Source organism: Lampropedia puyangensis (assembly GCF_004833285.1).
In the GTDB taxonomy this organism is placed as follows: domain Bacteria; phylum Pseudomonadota; class Gammaproteobacteria; order Burkholderiales; family Burkholderiaceae_C; genus Lampropedia; species Lampropedia puyangensis.
Genome location: NZ_STFG01000010.1, coordinates 1 through 21296 on the forward strand (window position 1 = coordinate 1; position 21296 = coordinate 21296).

Annotated in this window: 18 protein-coding genes; 12 read left to right on the plus strand and 6 right to left on the minus strand. The window is 55.2% G+C overall.

The window, feature by feature from the left end; translation table 11 throughout:
* Nucleotides 1–6: 6 nt before the first annotated feature.
* Complete coding sequence (locus tag E9531_RS17985; RefSeq protein WP_425293578.1) at nucleotides 7–105, plus strand: hypothetical protein; 99 nt, start codon at nucleotides 7–9, stop codon at nucleotides 103–105.
* Between the two features lie 569 nt (nucleotides 106–674).
* Nucleotides 675–1913: a DNA polymerase IV gene (gene dinB / locus E9531_RS09975; protein WP_136573620.1), complete on the plus strand. Its 1239-nt coding sequence runs from the start codon at nucleotides 675–677 to the stop codon at nucleotides 1911–1913.
* Nucleotides 1914–1942: 29 nt separating this feature from the next.
* Here dinB and E9531_RS09980 read toward each other — a convergent pair whose 3' ends face one another.
* The gene (locus E9531_RS09980) at nucleotides 1943–3340 is read right to left on the minus strand and encodes a TolC family outer membrane protein (RefSeq protein WP_136573621.1); all 1398 of its coding nucleotides are present in this window, start codon (nucleotides 3338–3340) and stop codon (nucleotides 1943–1945) included.
* A 266-nt stretch (nucleotides 3341–3606) separates the two neighbouring features.
* Between E9531_RS09980 and E9531_RS09985 the strand changes: the two genes are divergently transcribed.
* The 3 genes from E9531_RS09985 (at nucleotide 3607) to E9531_RS09995 (ending at nucleotide 5709) form a co-directional block, all read left to right on the plus strand.
* Nucleotides 3607–4500 (plus strand): LysR family transcriptional regulator, encoded by an 894-nt coding sequence (locus E9531_RS09985; RefSeq protein WP_136573622.1) that lies wholly within the window; start codon nucleotides 3607–3609, stop codon nucleotides 4498–4500.
* A gap of 212 nt (nucleotides 4501–4712) precedes the next feature.
* Nucleotides 4713–5189: a transcription elongation factor GreA gene (gene greA / locus E9531_RS09990; protein ID WP_136573623.1), complete on the plus strand. Its 477-nt coding sequence runs from the start codon at nucleotides 4713–4715 to the stop codon at nucleotides 5187–5189.
* A gap of 49 nt (nucleotides 5190–5238) precedes the next feature.
* Entirely contained in the window at nucleotides 5239–5709 is a 471-nt protein-coding gene (locus tag E9531_RS09995) for a DUF4149 domain-containing protein (RefSeq protein WP_136573624.1), read from the plus strand.
* 45 nt (nucleotides 5710–5754) lie between these two features.
* Here E9531_RS09995 and E9531_RS10000 read toward each other — a convergent pair whose 3' ends face one another.
* Complete coding sequence (locus E9531_RS10000) at nucleotides 5755–6339, minus strand: DUF192 domain-containing protein (protein ID WP_136573625.1); 585 nt, start codon at nucleotides 6337–6339, stop codon at nucleotides 5755–5757.
* A 250-nt stretch (nucleotides 6340–6589) separates the two neighbouring features.
* Between E9531_RS10000 and E9531_RS10005 the strand changes: the two genes are divergently transcribed.
* From E9531_RS10005 to E9531_RS10030, 6 genes are all read left to right on the plus strand, one after another.
* Nucleotides 6590–7606, plus strand: coding sequence for a hypothetical protein (locus E9531_RS10005; RefSeq protein WP_158291758.1), 1017 nt, complete (start codon nucleotides 6590–6592; stop codon nucleotides 7604–7606).
* 82 nt (nucleotides 7607–7688) lie between these two features.
* Nucleotides 7689–9395 carry a single-stranded-DNA-specific exonuclease RecJ gene (gene recJ / locus E9531_RS10010; RefSeq protein WP_136573627.1) on the plus strand — a complete coding sequence of 569 codons (1707 nt, stop codon included), beginning with the start codon at nucleotides 7689–7691 and terminating at the stop codon, nucleotides 9393–9395.
* Nucleotides 9396–9800: 405 nt separating this feature from the next.
* Nucleotides 9801–10667: a tryptophan 2,3-dioxygenase gene (gene kynA / locus E9531_RS10015; protein WP_136573628.1), complete on the plus strand. Its 867-nt coding sequence runs from the start codon at nucleotides 9801–9803 to the stop codon at nucleotides 10665–10667.
* A gap of 142 nt (nucleotides 10668–10809) precedes the next feature.
* Entirely contained in the window at nucleotides 10810–11577 is a 768-nt protein-coding gene (locus tag E9531_RS10020; RefSeq protein ID WP_136573629.1) for an SDR family NAD(P)-dependent oxidoreductase, read from the plus strand.
* 80 nt (nucleotides 11578–11657) lie between these two features.
* Entirely contained in the window at nucleotides 11658–12935 is a 1278-nt protein-coding gene (locus tag E9531_RS10025) for an MFS transporter (protein ID WP_244610064.1), read from the plus strand.
* A 122-nt stretch (nucleotides 12936–13057) separates the two neighbouring features.
* Nucleotides 13058–14341 carry an MFS transporter gene (locus E9531_RS10030; RefSeq protein WP_136573630.1) on the plus strand — a complete coding sequence of 428 codons (1284 nt, stop codon included), beginning with the start codon at nucleotides 13058–13060 and terminating at the stop codon, nucleotides 14339–14341.
* An 18-nt stretch (nucleotides 14342–14359) separates the two neighbouring features.
* Here the strand turns inward: E9531_RS10030 and E9531_RS10035 are convergent, their stop codons facing one another.
* The 4 genes from E9531_RS10035 to tadA form a co-directional block, all read right to left on the minus strand.
* Nucleotides 14360–15706, minus strand: a complete 1347-nt coding sequence (locus tag E9531_RS10035) for a nucleoside recognition domain-containing protein (protein ID WP_136573631.1) — start codon at nucleotides 15704–15706, stop codon at nucleotides 14360–14362.
* 33 nt (nucleotides 15707–15739) lie between these two features.
* On the minus strand, nucleotides 15740–16807 hold the full coding sequence (gene aroC / locus E9531_RS10040; RefSeq protein WP_136573632.1) for a chorismate synthase: 1068 nt from the start codon (nucleotides 16805–16807) through the stop codon (nucleotides 15740–15742).
* Nucleotides 16808–16906: 99 nt separating this feature from the next.
* On the minus strand, nucleotides 16907–18343 hold the full coding sequence (cls, locus tag E9531_RS10045) for a cardiolipin synthase (protein WP_244610065.1): 1437 nt from the start codon (nucleotides 18341–18343) through the stop codon (nucleotides 16907–16909).
* Between the two features lie 17 nt (nucleotides 18344–18360).
* Nucleotides 18361–19683 (minus strand): tRNA adenosine(34) deaminase TadA, encoded by a 1323-nt coding sequence (gene tadA / locus E9531_RS10050; protein WP_136573634.1) that lies wholly within the window; start codon nucleotides 19681–19683, stop codon nucleotides 18361–18363.
* 261 nt (nucleotides 19684–19944) lie between these two features.
* On the opposite strand from tadA, the gene E9531_RS10055 reads away from it, so the two are divergent.
* On the plus strand, nucleotides 19945–21204 hold the full coding sequence (locus tag E9531_RS10055; RefSeq protein ID WP_244610066.1) for a mechanosensitive ion channel family protein: 1260 nt from the start codon (nucleotides 19945–19947) through the stop codon (nucleotides 21202–21204).
* The last annotated feature ends 92 nt before the right edge of the window (nucleotides 21205–21296 follow it).

Sequence of the window (21296 nt, forward strand, 5' to 3'; positions counted from 1 at the left end):
CAGCCGGTGCCAGGCTTGGGCACATGGGCTTTGGCTGCACTGGCACTGCTGATGGCTTGTGCGGCTGGTGCACGGCCTTGGCGCGGCGCTAAGGTGGGAGGTTGAGGGCGCGAGTTGAGGGGCGCGTATTGGTGGCCCCTGACATAAGAGAAAGGTGAAAGGTGCCCTCTAACGAGGGCGCTTGATCAAGCCGAGACTCCACACCTAGGACACACTCGGACGAGAGGACGCATGGAAAAAACCGCGTCCCATCGCACAGGGCGGTGGCGCCCCTGCACCGAAGAACGTGTTGACGATCTCCGCACCGTCGCGTCAATCTCAAAAAAAGAGATCGTGCAAAGCAAGGTGCCCATCTTCGCTTGTTGCCGCGAATCACCTCCTTTTGGATACCAGCACGGTCTGCACAAAGATCATGAACACGCGCTAAAACAGCGCCATCATCATGGTTAACGGCCAGATGACCCGACGCTAGTCGACATCTGTGCAGCCACACTGCATCACGAAATATCGCAGGTTGAAATCAAGCAGCAACCTTCTACGGTTCTCTTGGCACTGCACCCAAGCGCCACGAATAAGACTCCTACAATCACAACGAGTACTTAACCTCGCAACTAGGCCTTGCAACTCGATCTCCGCAACTATTGTCCTCTTTGCTTCATGGATTGACACAGCCCATGCCCGCCCCACCTATTCGGCGCATTGCCCATCTGGATATGGATGCCTTCTTCGCATCGGTGGAGTTGCTGCGCCAACCACAGCTCAAAGGCTTGCCGGTAGTGGTGGGCGGCAGAAGCCGCAGTGCAGGCTGGCTAGGCAATGCAGCTTTAGAGGCTCTGCCTGCTCATGCCATTCCATTAGAAGCCTTTGCCCGTCTACACAGTTATACCGGGCGCGGCGTCATCACAACAGCCACTTATGAAGCGCGGCAATTTGGGATTGGCTCGGCCATGGGCATGATGAAAGCGGCCAAGCTGTGCCCTGATGCGTATTTGCTGCCAGCAGATTTTGAGCAGTATCGTGCGTATTCACGCCGCTTCAAAGCCATCATTGCCCAACATGCACCGGCCATCGAGGATCGCGGCATTGATGAGGTGTACATCGACTTCACCGACGTGCCTGATGGGCAAGAAGAAGGCGGGCTGCTGCTGGCCCAGCGTATTCAGCGCGCCATATATGCCGATACGGGCCTGACCTGCTCTATTGGCGTGGCACCTAATAAGCTGTTGGCTAAACTGGCTAGCGAATGGCACAAGCCCAACGGCATTTTCATACTAATGCCAGACCAAGTGACCGAGAAACTTTGGCCTTTGCCCTGTAAAAAAGTCAATGGCATCGGCCCAAAAACCAACGACAAACTGCTCACTCTGGGCATTCACACCCTGCATGATCTGGCCCATACACCAGAGCAGGAGCTGATCGATGCCTTCGGCTCTACCTATGGTGCTTGGCTGCATCGCATCGCCTGGGGGCAAGACGAGCGAGCTTTGGTTATGGAGAGTGCGCCCGTTTCAATGAGTAGGGAAACCACATTTGAGCGCGACTTGCATGCCAAAGCAGACAAAGCCGAACTTTCTGACATATTCACCCATCTCTGCCAGCGCGTAGCGGCCGATTTGCAACGCAAAGGCTATGCCGGACGGACCATTGGCGTGAAAATTCGCTTTCCGGATTTCCGCTCAGCCACGCGCGCCATCTCGATCAACCACCACACCCAGGATGCCGCCACCATCCGACAGATTGCAGGGCAATGTCTCAAGCGCATTGACTTGCAGCGGCGCTTTCGCTTATTGGGTGTGAAGGTAGACAACTTGCTCCCCCTCGAAGAGGCGCAGGACGTCGATAGCAAACTACTCAGCCAAACCAAGCCACACCATGCGTGCGCAGCGCAACTATCTTTGCCTTTTGATGAATGAAATCGGCTGCGCTGCTGCAAATGCAGCGTTTACGGTGCGGAAGAGACGACTGGCGCATCTGCCACGCTGGTGGTATTGGCTAAAGTCGCCCCTTGTGGTGCGAGCAAAGCATTGATAGTGCGTACCTCATCCATGCCCAATGTTCCACTGGCTTGGGCCAGTCGCAAGTGGCTCATCAAAACCGTATAGCGCGCCTGCGCCAGATCTCTGCGCGTCTGAAAAAGCTGGCTTTGCGCGTTGAGCACATCGATATTGATGCGCACGCCAACCTGGTAGCCCAGCTGATTGGCTTCCAGCGCGCTTTGCGAAGAAGCCTCTGCCGCTTCCAGCGCTTTGACTTGGCTTTGACCTGATTGCAAGCCATAAAACGCTTCGCGCGTGGCCTGCGTTGCGCCACGGTTGACTTGGTCAAGCTGTGCACGCGCCTTCTCTTCAAGGGCCAGCGTTTCTCTGATGCGATTTTGCACCGCACCACCTGCAAACAATGGCATATTCAATTCCACGCCGACACTGGCCTCACGGCTGCGCATGCCTGGAATTGGGCTGGAGATGGTGCCATCGCGGTTGTTGGTTTGCCCCACCCGCGCATTCAAGCTCACGGTGGGCAAATGGCCAGTTTCGGCTTTGTCTGTTTCCAACTTGGCAATGTCCAAGGCCAGCTTGGCCTGGCGCACTTGAGGCTGCTGTTCTTGCGCCCAAGACACCCAGTCGAGCACATTGTCAGAAGCCGGATGCGGCAGTGCCGCTGGCAGTTTGAGCGGCCAAGGTTGGCTTTGAATCAGACCAACCGTTTGGTCCAGCGCCAGCTTCTTGACTTGCAAGTCATTGGCCGATGCGATTTCTTGCGCCCGAATCAAGTCAAAACGCGCCTGCGCTTCACGGGTGTCGGTGATGGTGGCGTTGCCTACCTCAAAATTACGCTCAGCAGCGGCCAATTGCTCGTTCACCGCCGCCTTTTGGGCTTGCACGAACGCCAACGTATCTTGCGCAGCCAACACATCAAAATAGGCCTGCGATACACGCACGATCAAGTCTTGCGCTGCCGCATTGAGTGCATATTGCGCAGACTCGACTGCCAATTTGCTCTGCGCCAGTTGCAGCTTGTCTGCAGGACGATAAAGCGATTGTGAAGCGATCAACGCCACACTATGCGTGGTGCCTGTGTGCTGCAACCCTTGCGGATGCACCCGCGTTTGCGCACGCGACAGATCTGCCCCCACGCCCACTTGTGGCAGCAGCGGCGCACGCGCTTGCTCACTGCGGCGCTCTGCAGCTTCTTTCTCTGCTTGCACTGCACGCCATTGCGCGTCGTAGCCGGTGGCGTTCTCCACCATATCCAGCAGGCTTTGTGCCTGCGCAAGCACAGGAGCGGCGCACAGCAGTGCAGATAAACCAAAACGAAGAGTGCAAGGAATAGGCAAACGCATGGATAAGCAATGGAGTAATGCCGCCAACTCAGGCATACGGCAAACACAGAACGAATAGGTGGCGATAGGCTAACGGCAGATTGTTGCATACGATGGCACAGCTTGCGGCACGTTTACACACCACGCCCGACTGGTTTACATAATCAGCACAGGCGCTGCGTGCACCAAGAACCACCGCAGGCGTGTGCGCATACCGTCACAATCCACACAATGGCGCACTATGATGTGCGCTCATTCAATACACAGCACAAAAGCGCTTTACGCACATGGATTGGGATAATTTGCGCTATTTTCTAGCGCTTGCTCGCACCGGCACCTTGATCAATGCCGCTCGTACCGTACAGGTAGACCACACCACTGTCAGCCGCCGCATTCAGGCGCTGGAAAAGCAAATGGGCGTGCCCCTTTTTGCCCGCGAAGCCGCAGGCCACCGCTTGACCGAGGCAGGTCGGCATTTGTTACCACAGGCCGAGGCCATGGAGGAGGCGTTCCTGTCCATTGAAAGCAGCTCTCTAGCCAAAGCAGAAGAAGGCCTTTCTGGCTTGGTGCGTGTGGGCGTGCCAGAAGGGCTCGGTGCGAAAGTGCTGGCTGCCCCTTTGGCCGACTTGGCCAGACAACACCAAAACCTGGTGATAGACCTGCTGGCTTTGCCTCGTCTGTTGCACCTTTCTCGGCGCGAGGCAGATATTGTGATTTCACTGGAGCGCCCCACACGTGGCTCGGTCGTGGTCACCAAACTCAGTGACTATGTCCTGCGCCTGTATGGCGCCAAAACCTATTTAGAGCAGCATCCCCCCATCGCCACAGTGGACGATCTGGAACCACACACCTTCATTTCGTATGTGGATGATTTGCTCTTTTCCAAACAGCTGCAATTTCTTGAGAGCTTTTTTCAACCTGCGCATTTTGGCCTGCGCAGCACCAGTATTTCTGCGCAATATGAAGCCGTGCGCCACGGCACTGGGCTGGCCATTTTGCCTGCCTTCATTGGCGACAAAGACCCCTCGCTCACATGTGTGCTGCCACAAGAAGCACGTTTTCATCGCACCTTCTGGATGTCCATGCCAGCAGAAATCCGCCACCTAGCACGGGTGCAGGCCGTTTGGCAATTTTTACGCGATACCGCACGTGCACCAAGCAGCGGCCTATTGCCACAGTAACGCCCCCGCGCACTCAAAGCCGGCCATGAAGCGGCAAGCTGCAATCAAGTATTCGTGCATGGCCAAGGAGTCCGATTACAATTAATGCAGCGCGGCACTGCTCCACCAAGATGATGCAGGCCGCAATGAGGCCACACACGCTGGCCAACCCAATGCAATTGCACACCGCTGAATGGCAACATTCGGCGGTGCGTTTTTTTGGAAAGCGAAAAATGACCACTCTTCCCGTTACCAAGCGCGGCGCAGAACTACTCAAAGCAGAACTGCAGCAACTCAAAAGTGTCGACCGCCCTGCAGTGATCAATGCGATTGCCGAGGCTCGCGCCCAAGGCGACCTGAGCGAAAACGCGGAGTACGAGGCAGCCAAAGACCGCCAAGGCTTTATCGAAGGCCGCATCAAAGACATCGAAGGCAAGCTCGCTGCCGCCTTGGTCATCGACCCCAGCACGCTCAGTGCGGAAGGCAAAGTCGTCTTTGGCGCCACCGTCGAGTTGGAAGACGAAGACAGTGGCGACCGTGTCACCTACCAAATCGTGGGCGAAGATGAGGCCGACATCAAGCAAGGTTTGCTCAATGTCTCCAGCCCAATCGCACGCGCCTTGATTGGTAAATTTGAAGGCGATGTCGCTGTTGTCAACGCCCCAGGCGGTGAAAAGAGCTACGAAATCGTTTCTGTACGCTACCTTTAAGTCAGACACACTGCACACGACCACTCCAGCGACCTACAAGGACATGCCCATGCGCCCCATTCTTCAACAACAGTTGCCTGTGTATGCTGCAGCGTTGTGGTGGGGCAGCCTGTCTGCCATTGGGTTTCTGGCCGTGCCCATGCTGTTTGCCCATTTGCCCACCGCCAGCATGGCAGGGCAAGTGGCAGCCAAGCTCTTCTCCGCCATGACCTGGGTGTCACTGGCTTGCTGTTTTGTGCTGATTTTTTGCTTCCGCCCTGCACGCGATGGACAAGAAGAAGCATCAACCTCGGCCAGCCCAGCATCACCTGATGCGTCATGGGCACTGGCGCTAACAGGCTGGATTCTCGCAGGTGCAATTGTGGCTCTGCTCAGCGAATTCGGCATTGCCCCACGCATCATCGCGCGGGAAAATCTGGCTTTGTGGCACCGTATCGGAACCGCGATGTACGCTGCGCAATGGCTATGCGCCAGCGTGGTGATGTGGAAACTGGCCTCACGCATCCAACGGCCACGTTAATAAGCGTGGCCTTCGCACTGCTGCGCCCCTTCAGGCCAATGCCACTCAATGTGCAGCAGCTTCTTGCGCAGGTGCTTTCTGCGCGGCAGGCTTTTGAAAAATGCTCGAGCGCAAATGGGCCCCTTCACCAATACCGCGCTTGGCAAACCACCCCTGATTCATCTCCAGCACATACCGAACAGGCTCTTTAGAGCAATGCGAGTCCGTCGTCATGGGTTGCATATCAGCCGTATTGACAATGCGGCCATCATCAGCCACGAAAGCGGCGGTCAATGGCAACAAGGTATTTTTCATCCAGAAACACTGCACATTAGGCGCTTCAAATACGAAGAGCATTCCTTCCTGTTCAGGCATGTTCTGACGGTGCATCAATCCGATCTCGCGCTGCACCGGTGTCGCAGCCACTTGTGCATCAATGCGGTACATGTTGCTCGACAACTCCAGACGAGGCAGATTCATCTGCGGCTGGCCCTTCGCTTGAGGCCCAACTTGAGCATGCACATTTGCAGCCAACGCAAATGCAAGCGCACCAGCCCATGGGGTTAACGAACACGACACACGCCTTTGTCTTTGTGCCTTGCGTAGCCCATGCAAGACGACCGTAATGAAGGAAAGAAAATAAGCGCTCATAAGATAATCTGAACAAGACAAAACTGAAAACGGCCCCATCATACCCTTGCACACAGCAGCCAATGTCGCTGCACTGGCAATCGCGCCTGCCCGACAAAATCAGCCAAGACACATACAATAGCGCGCATTATTGATAGAGGCTATGCGGTGTTCATACCCACATAGCGGACCTCTTCATCCCTCCTCCCCCCACGCAAGCCTAGCGGCAGGCCAGCCTGCTTGCCGCCAGCACCTGCGCCACCTGGGTTTTATGCCCTACGCCCTCATGGTTGCCTCAATTCACATCGTGCCTTTCGCCGCGTTTAACGGCATGCAAGACTTTTTGCAGGCGACGCACGCCACGCTGGAACTACCAGGGTTGCGCAGTTTACTCACGCGCCACACGTTAACCCCTACACACTGGCTGCATGTGCCTGAAGGAAGCTTTGTCACGCCACATGAGCAGGCGCTTGTACAGGCCGTGTGGCCTGCACTTGCGCAGCAAGCGGCCTCCACAGAACAAGAGGCGCCGCCCGTGTCCTTAGCAGCATGGACTGCGGCACAACACGGGCATAACATTCACAGTCAAGATGGCTGGGCCTTGATGGCGCCAGCACACTTGCACATCACCACCGACTCCATCTCGTTGCTTGATCCCAGCGGCCTGGCACTCAGCGCACAAGACAATGCAGCGTTGCTCCAAGCAGTGCAAGCACTTTGGGCTGAAGATGGCCTCACTTTACAAGCATTGCCCAACGGACACTGGCTTGCAAAAGCCCCATGGCTACACGGTTTAGCCTTGCCATCATTAGATCGCGCCATCAACCGCGACGTTCGCGCTTGGATGCCTGAATTGCGCCAAACCAAGACGCTGCAACGTTTGCAAACTGAAGCCCAAATGCTGCTGTACAACCACGCTGCCAATGATGCGCGCACCGCACAGGGGCTTGCCCCCATCAATGCATTGTGGGTATGGGGCACAGGCAGCATCCCTGCATCGCCAATGCAAACGACCCTGCAGATCGAAGTGCATGACACGCTTCGCACTGCCGCTTTGCGGGGCGATTACCGTGGGTGGACTGCCGCATGGCAGACCTTGGATCAAGTACTTCTCGATAGCGTGCAGAACGCGCAGCAAAACACTGACTCGGTGCAATGGATTCTCGCTGGCGAGCAGCAAGCGGTCACGCTGTCGCCGCACACACCAAGCTGGTTCACCCGTTTAACACAAGGCTGGACTTCATGGCGCAAAAGCGACCCCGTCCAAGCCTTGCTACAACAGCTATAAGCTTGCTTGAGAAAACCACTCACGAATACCTCAACCACCTGACTGTTTGCCATTGTTTGAACCTGATTGATAAGTCGTCCCCGTGAAATTCCGCCAACGCCAACCTATTGCAGCCGCACAAAATGCCCTAATCCACGCAGGCACGCACCCATTTCTTGCGCAATTATTTGCAGCCCGGGGCATTGACGATGCCGCACAGTTAGACAATAGACTGCAAGCGCTGCTCCCCCCACAGCAACTCAAAGGCAGCCAAGAAGCCGCCCAATTGCTGGCCGATGCCATTGCCCAGCAGCAACGCATCTGCATCGTGGCTGACTACGACTGCGATGGCGCCACTGCCTGCACCGTCGCCATGCGTGGCCTGCGTATGTTGGGTGCGCAGCACCTCGACTACATCGTGCCCAACCGCATTGAAGACGGCTACGGCCTCACACCCAAACTGGCAGAACGGGTGCACGCCTTGGGTGCAGACTTGTTGGTCACGGTAGACAACGGCATTGCCAGCATCGAAGGGGTTGCCCACGCGCAGGCCTTGGGGCTTAAAGTTTTGGTCACCGACCACCATTTGCCCGGTGAAGTCATTCCCGCTGCCAATGCGCTCATCAACCCCAACCAGCCCGGCTGCACCTTTCCCAGTAAAAACCTCGCGGGTGTAGGTGTGATGTTTTACACCCTGCTGGCTCTGCGCAGTCTGCAAAGAGACAGCGGCCTGTACCAAACCCAGGCGCAACCACGGCTTGATGTGCTGTTGCCCTTGGTGGCCTTAGGCACTGTTGCCGATGTGGTTCCTTTAGACGCCAACAACCGTTTGCTGGCAAGCCAAGGCTTGGCCCGCATCCGTGCAGGGCAACTTCCCCCCGGCATGGCAGCTTTGTTTGAGATCAGCCGCCGCAATGCCGCACGCGCGCATGCCAACGATTTGGGCTTCGCCCTCGCCCCGCGCCTGAATGCTGCGGGCCGTTTGACGGACATGACTTTAGGCATTGAATGTCTACTGACTGATGATCTGCAAAAAGCGCAGGAATTGGCCCAGGCGCTGGACGACATCAACCGCGTGCGCCGTGATCTGGAAGCGGACATGAAGCAAGTAGCCATGGGCAGCATTCTGCAAAAACTCGCTCGCAACACACGCATGCCCGCGGCCATCACCATATCCGACGAAGGCTTCCACGAAGGCGTGGTCGGCATTGTGGCTGCGCGCATCAAAGAGCAATACCACCGCCCAACATTTGTGTTTGCACCAGGCGCCAGCCAAGAAAACAATGGACTGCTCAAGGGTTCAGGGCGCTCTATTGCAGGCTTTCATTTGCGCGATGCCCTCGACCTACTGGCCAAACGCCACCCAGGTGTCTTAGAAAAATTCGGTGGCCATGCGATGGCTGCAGGCTGCACCATCCGCGCCGAGCATTTGGACACCTTTCGCCAAGCCATTCAAACGATTGCAGAGGAATGGCTCGACGATGCAGCGCTGCAAGGCGAAACATGGGTTGATGGGCCTTTGCCCGCTCAGTTTCGCTCCATTGAAACGGCCGAAGCACTACAAATGCAAGTGTGGGGACAAGGCTTTGCAGCCCCTTTGTTCATGGAACCCCTGCATGTACTTGAACAACGTGTGGTGGCCAGTAAACACCTAGCCATCAAAGTGCTGCACCACGGCCAAGTGGTAGAAGGCATTTGGTTTGGCAGAACTGAGCGCTTGCCTGAGCAAACGCCGCTGGCCTATCGCCTGGAAACCGATGAATGGATGGGGCGCAAACGCCTGCGATTTTTGGTGGAAGCGCAAGGCTAAGAGCGGCTAACGCACCCCACCAAACCGAAGGTTTGCGGTTGAGACTAGGCGCAAAACCGCAGGCAGTACGAGTAGTACGACAAGGTTTTGCTTTCGACGTATCAAGGGTTGTGTTGGTCGCTCTAAATCGTGTCGACTTGATCGCTGTTGACATACAGGCCTGTCTGTTCACTACCTCATGAATAGGAATAGGGCCAGATTTTTTGCCTACCCAATGTTATCTGTCTGAAAAAACCGACACCACGACTACAGCGACGGTGCTACCTTCTGCGCTCCCTTTGTGGGGCTTGTTTCGGCTGGCATGCCACCCCAAGCCAGCGCTGCATCTCCACACCTGAAACGTCCTACGTCAAAAGCATGCCACGCGCCATGCTTTTGACGCCATTGATAACAGAGACAAAGCAAATGGGCACAGACAAAACAACACCCACGGCGGGCCATACCGAGACCATCGTTCACCAAGAAGGAGCGCAACTGGACTTCAGCAAAGACATGAGCTACGGCGATTACTTGCAGCTAGACGCTATCTTGAACGCACAAAAGCCCTTGTCCCCCAACCACAATGAGCTACTGTTCATTGTGCAGCACCAAACCAGCGAGTTGTGGATGAAGCTGATGCTGCATGAACTCCATGCAGCCATGGCTGATGTCCGCACAGGCGACTTCCCCCCTGCTTTCAAAAAGCTCGCACGGGCCTCTCGCATCATGGAGCAACTGGTATCCGCCTGGGATGTACTGGCGACGATGACCCCGCCTGAGTACACCGCCATTCGCCCATACCTGGGCTACTCGAGCGGTTTTCAAAGCTACCAATACCGCAGTATCGAATTCAGCTTGGGCAACAAAAATGCAGCCATGCTCAAACCGCATGCCCATCGCGCCGACTTGCTCGCGCAGGTTCAAGCCTGCTACGAAGCCCCTTCACTGTATGACTTAGCCTTGGCGGCACTGGCAAAGCAAGGGCTTGACATTCCCGCAAGCTGCCTAGCGCGTGACTGGCGTCAACCGTACATTGCCGATGCACAGGTGGAGGCAGCTTGGCTGCAGGTTTATCGCAATCCCGAAACCCACTGGAACCTTTACCAATTGGGGGAGAAGCTCGTCGATCTGGAAGATGCCTTTCGGCTTTGGCGCTTCCGTCACGTCACCACGGTTGAGCGTGTCATTGGCTTTCGCAGAGGCACGGGCGGCACAGGCGGCGTGAGCTATCTGCGCAAAATGCTGGACGTTGTACTGTTCCCTGAGTTGTGGAGCTTGCGCACAAGCCCGTAGCCTAGTCTTGCGGCGGCATACCCTCTGCAATCCAATCAAGCGCGCGACAGGCCACGCAAGCATTCCATGGTATTTCTTCGTCTGCAGAAAATTGGCGTGCACCATGCACCAGCCACCCCTGTTTTAACCAGAAGGAGACCTCATGAGTTTGTTTGCATTAACTGGGAAAGTTGCGCTGATCACAGGTTCATCACGCGGCATTGGCCGTGCCATTGCTGAGCGCATGGCCGAACAAGGTGCCAAGGTCGTGATTTCATCGCGCGGGCAAGAAGCCTGTGATGCGGTCGCCAAGGCGATCAACGAACGCCATGGGGCGGGAACAGCGATCGCCATCGCTGCCAGTATTTCATCGAAAGAGGCGCTGGCCAGTTTAGTCTCCAAAGCACGCGAGCAACTCGGCCCGATTGATGTTTTGGTGTGCAATGCCGCCTCAAACCCCTATTACGGACCGATGGCTGGCATCAGTGACGAGCAATTTCGCAAAATTCTGGACAACAACGTGCTCTCTAACCACTGGCTCGTCAATTTGGTTGCCCCAGAGATGAAGGAGCGCAAAGCGGGCTCCATCATCATCGTGTCCTCGATTGGCGGCTTGCGCGGCTCACCCGTCATTGGTGCCTACAACATCTCCAAAGCAGCTGACTTCCAACTGGCACGCAACCTAGCCGTGGAACTTGGCCCACACAATGTGCGTGTGAATTGCATTGCGCCAGGGCTGATTCAAACCGATTTTGCCAAGGCCTTATGGGAAAACCCTGAAACCTTGGCCAAAGCCACCTCTACCACGCCACTGCAGCGCATTGGCCAACCCGATGAAATTGCAGGTGCAGCCATTTTCCTGGCCTCTGATGCAGGAGCATTCATGACGGGGCAAAAACTGGTTGTCGATGGCGGTGTCACTATCGCATGATGCATACCTCTACACTCCATACACACACATGTCTTTGGCGTTAATGCCCACAGCCGCCTCCTCTGCACGAAAGGCCTAACGTGAATGCTACGACCACCTCCACCGCAGCGTTACCTTTGCGCACCGCGTGGGTCATGCTGTTAACATTGATTGGTGGTTTCGCACTCAGCCAAGCTTACCGGACAGTGGCAGGCATTTTGTCCGTCCCCTTGATTGCGCAATTTGGCCTCAGTCCGCACGAGATGGGCACTGTCGCGGCAGCCTTTCACTTCGCCTTTGGAGGCATGCAATTGCTTATGGGCATTGGCATTGATGTGTATGGAATTCGGCGCACCATTTTGTTGGCTTTTCCCTTGGCCATTGTGGGCAGCGTAGTCTCTGCGTTGGCCAATAGCCCTGCTGTTTTGGTCACTGGGCAAGCCCTTATTGGTGTGGGCTGCGCGCCTGCTTTTCTGGTTTGCACCGTCTTTATCGCCCGCTATTTTCCTGGCCATCGCTTCGCCGCTATTTCTGGCCTGGCCCTGGGTTTGGGGGGCTTGGGCCTGATATTCACAGGCACGCCACTAGCCTGGGTGGTTGAGCAGTATGGCTGGCGTTGTGGCTTTTGGGTCTTGGCAGGCTTGAGCTTGCTGGCATGGAGCGTTATTTTCCTTCGCGTCTTCGAACCACCGGCTGCGGAAAATAGAGATGCGCCCCCAATACCCTCCGATACCGCACGCCTTTCTCGTTCTTCCACTCTATGGCGCGCATTGAAGGGCTATGGCGAGCTGCTGCGCATGCCGCATACGGCAGGAATCTTGGCTTTGGTGTTTGTGGGCTACGCCTCATTCATTACGCTGCGTGGATTGTGGTTAGCGCCTTACCTGTCCGATCGTTTCGGGCAAAGCTTGATCTACAGTGGCAACATCGCCTTGGTGCTGTCCATCATTTCGCTATTTTCACCTTCGTTTTTCGGACGTTTGGACCCCGGCGATGCACACCGGCGCAAAGGCTTGATCGCCTTTCCTTGGACCTTGGTACTGCTATTTGCCATTTTGGCCGTGACGCGCCAATTGGGTGTGGCCGTGGTCTGCCTGATCTTGATTTCCATTTTCATGGGCTGCGCCGTTTGGCAATATGCTGATGTACGCAGCGCTTACCCAGTGCACATGACTGGCCGCGCCATGGCCCTCTTTACCATGTCTATGTTTTTAGGCGTTGCCGTCATGCAGTCTCTCTCAGGGGTTGTGGCGGAATGGGCGCTGGCACACCAGCACGACAAATACACAGCAGTATTTGCAAGCGTTTCCATCTTGCTGGCCGCAGGCTCAATCGCTTTTATAGCGCTGCCCAAACCTCGCCATCGCAATGCGCAATAGCAAACCCAGCAATTTTTAGCAACGCTACCAATTGCAGTCATGCGCGGGCTCTTACACGCATGTGGCCCGTATGTAGAGCAGCCAAACGGTACAATTGAGAATCAATCTCAAATTTAATCACCATGGTCAGCCTCAGTCACGCACCTTCCCCATTGTCATCCCCATCCGCTACTGGCACCCGCTGGTTGATTGTGGCCTTGTGTGCAGCCATCATGATGGTCGAAGGTTTTGACTTGCTTATCTACAGCAATGCGATTCCATCTTTATTGATGGATGCCTCCATGGGGTTGGACAAAGCCAAAGCCGGCAATATTGGCAGCATGATTTTTATTGGCATGTTGCTCGGTGGCGTAGCTGCAGGACAAATCACCCAGTCACTCGGCCTGTCACGCAGCATTCGCTATGGGTTTGCTTTGTTTACCTTAGCCACAGCTGCTATCGCCTTTGTCACGAACGGCTGGCAACTAGGGGCTTTGCGGCTTATTGCTGGTTTGGGTTTGGGTGTGGTGTTGCCTGCAGGCCTGTCACTCGCGCGCAGAAACAGTAAACCTCAGCATGGTGCATTGGCCATCAGCTTGGTGATGTCAGGCATCCCTGTTGGTGGGATGTTGGCCGCCATTGTGTCGCAATGGATTATTCCGCACTGGGGCTGGCGCCCCCTGTTTGTAGCAGGCGGTGCCCTAGGACTGCTGGTTTTGGTGGTCATGACACCTTTGCTTTCGCGCCATGAACATACATTGACCAGCCACGCAAACCAAGCAACCGCTGCTTCTAACGTTGAATGGCGCCACATTCTCCGTGGGGCCAGCCGCACTATTTTGTTGATTGGCACTCTGGCCACCTTGGCTGACTTGCTGACTTGGTATGGCGTCGCAGTTTGGTTGACCCAATTGATGTTTGAGTTTGACGTACCATTCAATGGCGCCATGCAAATGATGTTCACACTCAATGTAGGCGCCATTGCAGGCTCTATCTTCACTGCGAGCATTGCCATGCGCTTGGGCACACGCCCTGTAGCTATCGCTGCAGGCATTATTGCCGCCATGTGTTTGGCCGCAATTGCATCACGGCATCTCTCAAGCAGCGTCTTATTCATCGTGATTGCACTGCTCGGCATGAGCGCCATCAGCGCACAAAACCTGGTCAATGCCTTGGTTGCTGATGCATTCCCCGCCGCATATCGCGCTGCCGCTATTGGCATCACATTAGGGATGGGACGTTTGGGCGCGGTGATTGCGCCATCACTGGGTGGCTACATTCTGGCTGGCGGCCATGGCCCTGCTTGGGTACTACAGGCCTTTGCCATCGCTGCCATGGTAGGCGCTGGTGCGTTGCTGTTTCTCACCCCAGCATTGTCCAAACGCTCCCTCCAGGCTTTGGAGAACACAACAGCACGTCGGTCTTGACTCAAAACGAGAAGTTTTTTAAGCCTGACCGAACAAATAGCTGCAAATGGCCACTGAGGCCATAACAGCAACCACGTCCGCAATCAACGCAGCCAGCAGCGTGTGGCGAATACGGCGCACTTGCACCGCACCAAAATACACAGCCAAAACATAAAACGTGGTTTCAGAAGACCCCATGATGGTAGAGACCAAATAGCCCACATAGCTGTCTGGACCGATAGCGGGGTCTGTCAGAATCGATGACATGACACCGTATGAGCCTGAACCTGACAAGGGCCGCAGCAACGCCATGGGCAATGCCTCAGCAGGCAGCCCCAATGGTGCAGTAAACACCGCTAAAGCGCCAACTATCACATCCAGTGCGCCACTGCTGCGCAGCATGCCAACGGCCACCAAAATAGCGACCAGATAAGGCATGATGCGCAACGCCACATCAAAACCGTCCTTTGCCCCTGCAATAAACGATTCGTAAATGCGCACCCCACGCAACCAGCCAAACAGCAAAAAACCCACCATCATGCCCGGCACAATCCAGGGTGCAATCGCTTTGCCCCATACGATGGTCGCGGGAATCGCCAACACCATGGCTGACAAAGCCAGCACACTCACCCAAAATGGGTAAGCGCTTTGGTCATTTTGTGCACTGTCAGCGGTCTCAAGCACGGTAGTGGAGCCTTGCTGAAACTCTTTCACCCAAGGGCGCTCAAGCGCCAGCTCTTCTGCGCTGGCTTGCCCTACCGGGAAATAACGCTGAAAAAGCAGGGCCGCAGCTATAGCGGCAACCGTCGAAACAATGGTGGCAAACAACGTAGTTGGCAAAATGCCTGCTGGGTCCATTGAGCCGGATGCGGCCCGAATCGCAATGACTTTGGCAGGCAGCAAGGTAACACCCGAGGTATTGATTGCCAGGAACAATGCCATGGCATTCGTCGCTGTACCAGGCCTGGCATTGAGCGCATCCAATGCCTGCATCGCGCGAATGCCAAAGGGCGTAGCCGCATTGCCTAGCCCCAAGGCAGTAGCTGACATATTCAGAATCATGGCCCCCATGGCTGGGTGGTTGGCTGGCACCTGAGGAAACAAACGCACCATCAAAGGGCGAATCAGTTTGGCGATGATGGTCAACAAACCACCTTCTTCAGCCACTTTCATCAAGCCCAGAAACAAGGCCATGATGCCCACCAAGCCGATGGCCAGTTCAATCGCCCCTGTGGCCGATGAAATCATGCCCGCAGAAAGTTGCTCCATAGGGCTGGCGCTCGCCGCAGCCTGCGCCGTTGCAGTAGGACCAGGCTGCCATTGCAATTGATGCCAACCGGCAGTTAGAAAAGCAATAACAACAATGGCAAGAAAAAGAATGTTCATGCCGCTGGCTCTATGTCTTTTGACCTGTGCCCGTTAACGGACTGCATCACCGTTTTGCGCACGGTGGCGCAAGGCATGGTCCATCACAACCAAAGCCAACAAAGCCTCTGCAATAGGTGCTGCACGAATACCTACGCAAGGGTCGTGGCGCCCCTTGGTAACCACCTCAACAGGATTGCCATCGATGTCAATCGACTGGCGAGGCGACAAAATCGAGCTGGTGGGCTTAATGGCGATCTTCACGTCAATATCTTGCCCGGTGCTGATCCCGCCCAAAATGCCCCCAGCATGGTTGGTTAAGAAACCATCCGGCGTAATGGAGTCACCATGCTCGGTGCCAAGCTGGCGTGCGCTGGCAAAGCCAGCACCAATTTCCACGCCTTTGACAGCGTTGAGCCCCATCATGGCAAAAGCGATATCAGCATCGAGCTTGTCATACAAAGGCTCGCCCAAGCCCACAGGCACGCCACTGGCTAGAACACGAATCACAGCGCCACAGGAATCGTGCTGCTTGCGCAGCGCATCCATATATTGCTCGAGTGCTTCGGTGTTTTCAACGGGTGCAAAAAACGGGTTTTGCCCCACGTAATCCATCGATTCAAAGGGAATATCAATGCTGCCAAGTTGCGACATGAAACCGTGGAACTGAGTCCCAAAACGTTCGTACAACCATTTTTTGGCCACTGCTCCTGCCGCTACTGTGGGCGCAGTCAAACGCGCCGAAGAGCGGCCACCACCGCGTGGATCGCGAATGCCGTACTTGTGCCAGTAGGTGTAATCGGCGTGCCCCGGACGGAACTGACGCACGATATCGCCATAGTCCTTGCTGCGCTGGTCGGTGTTGCGAATCAACAAGGCAATGGGGGTGCCAGTGGTCTTGCCTTCATAAACACCAGAGAGAATTTCAACCGCATCGGGCTCATTGCGTTGGGTCACAAAACGGCTGGTGCCTGGCCTTCTGCGATCCAATTCCTGCTGGACATCAGCCTCAGACAAGGCCATGCCCGGCGGGCAGCCATCAATCACGCAGCCAATGGCTGGGCCGTGGGATTCACCAAAGTTGGTGACGCGAAATAGGGTTCCAAGGGTGCTGCCGCTCATAGTGGGCGTGATTATGGCAGCTTGCTGGACAGACACAAGCGTGGAACGCAAGCTTGCACACATTTGCACATCCGCCAAACCTACGCTAAAGCCCCTTCGCTACAACATGGGTGAAAACAAACGCATCACAGCTTCTGCCAAACGTTGTCTAAATGGAATATGCCGATGCGTTGGCACGCGGCGAGATTGTCGTAAATCTCGCTCAAACTGTGCAGCCAGATCACTATTGAATGGGGTACCAAATACCGCTACCCCAACCTCATAGTTCAGACGAAAACTGCGCAAATCAAAATTGGCCGTTCCGATGCAGCCCAGGTCATCATCAACCACCAGGGTTTTCGAGTGCAGCATACCGGCCTTGTACTCCCACACCTTCACGCCAGCTTCTATCAACTCGTCGAAATAGGAGCGTGCCGCCAGCGTCACCAATAAAGAGTCGGAGCGCTCTGGCACCAGAACCTGCACATCCACCCCTGCCAAAGCAGCATTGGTCAGAGCCATCATGGCAGCCTCAGAAGGCACAAAATACGGCGTTGTAAGCCACACCCTGCTTCTGGCATTGTGAATCGCCTGCACATAGCTGCGGTGAATGGGTTCTGCAGGGTTGTTTGGACCTGAGGTTTGCACCTGCACATCGAACGGCCCCGTTGGGCTAACGGGCAAATAGTCTTGCACGCAGGCTATGCATTCGCTCAACGGTTGGTCGTTGGCATACGCCCAGTCTTCTAAAAACACCACCTGCAACCAGAACGCAGGATTACCTTGCAGCCGTACATGCACATCGTGGTAGGCATCCGCGCGGATACGTGTATCCTCTTCATCGGTCACATTCACGCCACCCGTAAACGCCACAGAGCCATCCACCACCACAATTTTGCGGTGGCTGCGGTAGTTGATCACGGGGCGCCAGCGCCGGCCAAACCGCGTATCGTGGAACCGAGCAAATGCAATTCCCGCATCCAACATGGGTTGCACAAAGGTCTTGTTCAAATTTTTCGAACCCAAGGCATCAACCAGTAGCCGTACCTGAACACCTTCACGGGCCTTTTGAATCAAAGCATCACGCAGGCGCATTCCCGTTTGGTCTGGCTCATAGATGTAGTATTCCAAGTGCACATGGTGGCGCGCCTGATGAATGGCATGCTCTATGGCATCAAAGGTCTGAGCCCCACTGCACAACAATTGCACAGCTTGCCCACTACAGGGATAAATACCGGTGGTAATCGCACTCAGTTGGGCCAACTGCCTCAATTCAGCAGGTGCATGCAAGGTACGCTCTTTCAGAGCCTGCAAGTCGTCACTCACATACATGGCAACGCGGTTGTTCAAACGCCTGATTTGCTGTTTGCGCAGGCGCTGAGGCCCAAAAAAATAGAAGATAAAAAAACCTAGATACGGCACCAATGCCAGTACCAAAATCCAACTGATCGTCGCCTCAGGTGGGCGTTTTTGCAGCAGCACCCAAATGACCAACACCACCACATACGCTGCCCACGCTAACGCCAGGAAGGCTTTCAGTGAGGTGGTCCAATCCATAGGCATAGTCAAAGGCATCAAAGCTCAGGTAAGGAATGTGCTTGCCAATCCAGCAACGCATTGGCAAGCGTTCGTGCATCACGCTGGGCATGCCCTTGAAGTGCGAGGTAAGGCACCGGCAGCGCATCTCGTGCACATCGTGCTTGCCCCCCCCCGTCAAAACATGTGCACGCCCAATTGCGAGCATGGCCTGCATCAGGGTATGGTGCGCAAGCCTCCTGTATCAAAGCAGCATACCCTGACTGGCCCATTTGTGTAGCCTTCAATGTGTTGCTATATGAAGCGAAGTGTGATCGTAAATAAGACTCTGCACGCCATGTTTTTTTTGTTGTTGCGCCGCTAGGCGCAGGCCAAATACCTGCCGTTTCAGTGCAATGCAATTGCACTACTGCATCCACCTGAACAAGATTATTCTGTCCATCCTCATGTGCATGTAAATGCTTAGCCAAAGCAAAAGCCAGTTGCTCACTCCCATCCTGGCACACAAGCACACATCGTGAAGCTTGGTTAGCACGCAACAGTGCATTAATGGCATCCACATGGCGCGCCAAAGTATGCCAAGCGGTTTTCTTGGGCTTGTCACTGCGCCCCCATCCAATCAAATCAGGGGCAATGACTTGCTGCCCCTGATCAACCAGGCACTGCATTAAGGGCGCCCACCAAGCACTCCAATGCCACAAAGGGTGCAAAAAAATCCATGTGGTTGCGCCCTCGCCCTCATCGCATGCCGTTTTTTGCATGAAGTAATGCATGCGCATACCCATCGTGGCAGGCAATGTGCTGAGGTACAAGCCTTCAGGAGCAGAAGCGGCAAAAGCCGTTGACGGTGTGCGCAAGGCCGTATCAGGTACGCGATGCGCAGTCTGGTTCTGCGCTGCATCGTGTCGCCGTGCAGCAAAAAAATCCGAGAGCAACTGCGCGGCCTCATCAGCCAGCACGCCACCCAGCACCTCTGTCTGGTGATTCAGTTGCCGATTCGCAAACACATCCACCACAGAGCCTGCGGCCCCTGTCTTGGCTTCTTTGGCGCCATAAACCACCCTGCTGAGACGGGCCTGAAACACTGCGCCACTGCACATAGTGCAGGGCTCCAGCGTCACATACAAGGTACACATATTCAAACGGTGGTTGCCCATGACCTGTGCAGCCTTACGCAATGCCAACACTTCCGCATGCGCGGTAGGGTCGCCCAACTGCAAAGTCTGGTTGTGTGCTTGCGCGATCAACTGACCATCACACACGACAACGGCACCTACGGGCACCTCTGCGGCAGCAAAAGCCAGTTGCGCTTGCGCCAAAGCGTATTGCATCCAAGCCGCATCGCGGCCCTCACTCAGCATCTTGCCGCCCTTTCAAAATCAGCTCCAGCGGACACACCATTCAAGACCAAGTAGCCAACCACAGCAACGGGGGAAAACACATATTCGTAGAATGGTTTGTTTTCAAACGCTGGCATGGGCTGGTCACTGGTTGCAGCCCTTTGCGCAAACGCATGCATGGCCCTGCCATCAAGAGGCTGCAGCGCAGATGCCACAAAACAAAAAGGTGAATACATGGAGTGGGCTTACCGCTACTTTGAGAGTCAAACTGAAATAGTTCAAATGAGCGTCGCGCTCGTGTTGCTGGCCGCCATTGCACTGTTGTCTCGGTTTGTGGTGGCTGTCATGTTGCGCCGCGCGCTGGGCAGCTTGCGTGAGCGCTCACAAAGCCGGTTAATCAAAACCTTTCTCGACGACCGTGTACTGGAACGATTGACCAAGATTGTGCCATCCTTGGTTGTGCAGCTTGGGATTGGTTTGGTACCGTTTCTACCCGCCACCCCAGCCTTGGTGATTCGCAACGTGGCTTTTGCGTTGACTGTGCTGCACTCGGTACGAGCCATCAGCATGCTGCTTAAGGTTATCGCCCAGCGTAGCGAAGAGTTCGATGCACAGCACCGCTCGTCTGCACTCAAAAGCGTCACACAACTCATCACGATTGCCCTGTACTGCGCTGCACTGATTGTCATCATTGCTACACTGATCAACCGTTCGCCGGTGGTGGTATTGTCCAGCCTGGGCGCACTTTCTGCTGTGCTGATGCTGGTGTTCAAAGACACGATCTTGTCATTCACTGCGGGGATTCTGATTTCCAGCAATGACATGCTGCGTTCAGGCGATTGGATCGAAATGCCTCAAGCTGGGGCCGATGGCGCCGTCGTCGACATTTCCCTACACACCATCAAAGTGCAAAACTGGGACAACACCATTACCACCATTCCAACATGGAAGCTGGTCTCCGAGAGCTATAAGAACTGGCGCGGCATGTCTGAGTCAGGAGGTCGGCGTATCAAGCGCTCGCTGTGGATCGATGCCAGTACGGTGCGCTTTCTAACCGAGTCAGAGATTCAGAAACTCGATGACATTGAACTCATCCGCGACTATTTGGTGGGTAAGCAGGAAGAAGTAAACAGCACCAATGCCGCACGCAAGAAAACGCTGGGCGAAGCTGCCAGCCTGCCTGCCAATCAGCGCCGTCTGACCAATCTAGGTACTTTCCGCGCCTATGCATTGGCCTATCTGAAGGCCCGCACAGACATCCACAACGGCATGACGCTGATGGTGCGTCAAATGGAATCTACAGCCAATGGGATTCCGATTGAGGTCTATTGTTTCACCTCCACAACCGCCTGGGCCAATTACGAAGCCATCCAGGGTGATATTTTTGACCACTTGATCGCCATCCTTCCTGATTTGGGGCTGCGTCAGTTTCAAACCCCGACAGGCGCGGACATGCGCAGCATGCTAGATGGTTTCAAGCCACTGCCATTGGCTACGCCAAATACGGACAACAAACCGAAAGCCCCTGTAGCGACCAACTGATAACCATAAATTGCTTGCACAAGCATCATCGCCAGTGTGAACACATGGCATGCAAACGTACAAAAAGGCCGGATCAACCGGCCTTTTTCCAT

Coding starts and splice junctions, on each gene's coding strand:
- tadA (WP_136573634.1), bottom strand. CDS start 19,683: ATGCTGAGTGAGGGCCGCGATGCGGCTTGGATGCAATACGCTTTGGCG.
- E9531_RS10035 (WP_136573631.1), bottom strand. CDS start 15,706: ATGAACATTCTTTTTCTTGCCATTGTTGTTATTGCTTTTCTAACTGCC.
- E9531_RS10055 (WP_244610066.1), top strand. CDS start 19,945: ATGAGCGTCGCGCTCGTGTTGCTGGCCGCCATTGCACTGTTGTCTCGG.
- E9531_RS10020 (WP_136573629.1), top strand. CDS start 10,810: ATGAGTTTGTTTGCATTAACTGGGAAAGTTGCGCTGATCACAGGTTCA.
- E9531_RS09980 (WP_136573621.1), bottom strand. CDS start 3,340: ATGCGTTTGCCTATTCCTTGCACTCTTCGTTTTGGTTTATCTGCACTG.
- E9531_RS09995 (WP_136573624.1), top strand. CDS start 5,239: ATGCGCCCCATTCTTCAACAACAGTTGCCTGTGTATGCTGCAGCGTTG.
- E9531_RS10005 (WP_158291758.1), top strand. CDS start 6,590: ATGCCCTACGCCCTCATGGTTGCCTCAATTCACATCGTGCCTTTCGCC.
- dinB (WP_136573620.1), top strand. CDS start 675: ATGCCCGCCCCACCTATTCGGCGCATTGCCCATCTGGATATGGATGCC.
- E9531_RS10000 (WP_136573625.1), bottom strand. CDS start 6,339: ATGAGCGCTTATTTTCTTTCCTTCATTACGGTCGTCTTGCATGGGCTA.
- greA (WP_136573623.1), top strand. CDS start 4,713: ATGACCACTCTTCCCGTTACCAAGCGCGGCGCAGAACTACTCAAAGCA.
- cls (WP_244610065.1), bottom strand. CDS start 18,343: ATGGATTGGACCACCTCACTGAAAGCCTTCCTGGCGTTAGCGTGGGCA.
- aroC (WP_136573632.1), bottom strand. CDS start 16,807: ATGAGCGGCAGCACCCTTGGAACCCTATTTCGCGTCACCAACTTTGGT.
- kynA (WP_136573628.1), top strand. CDS start 9,801: ATGGGCACAGACAAAACAACACCCACGGCGGGCCATACCGAGACCATC.
- E9531_RS10030 (WP_136573630.1), top strand. CDS start 13,058: ATGGTCAGCCTCAGTCACGCACCTTCCCCATTGTCATCCCCATCCGCT.
- E9531_RS09985 (WP_136573622.1), top strand. CDS start 3,607: ATGGATTGGGATAATTTGCGCTATTTTCTAGCGCTTGCTCGCACCGGC.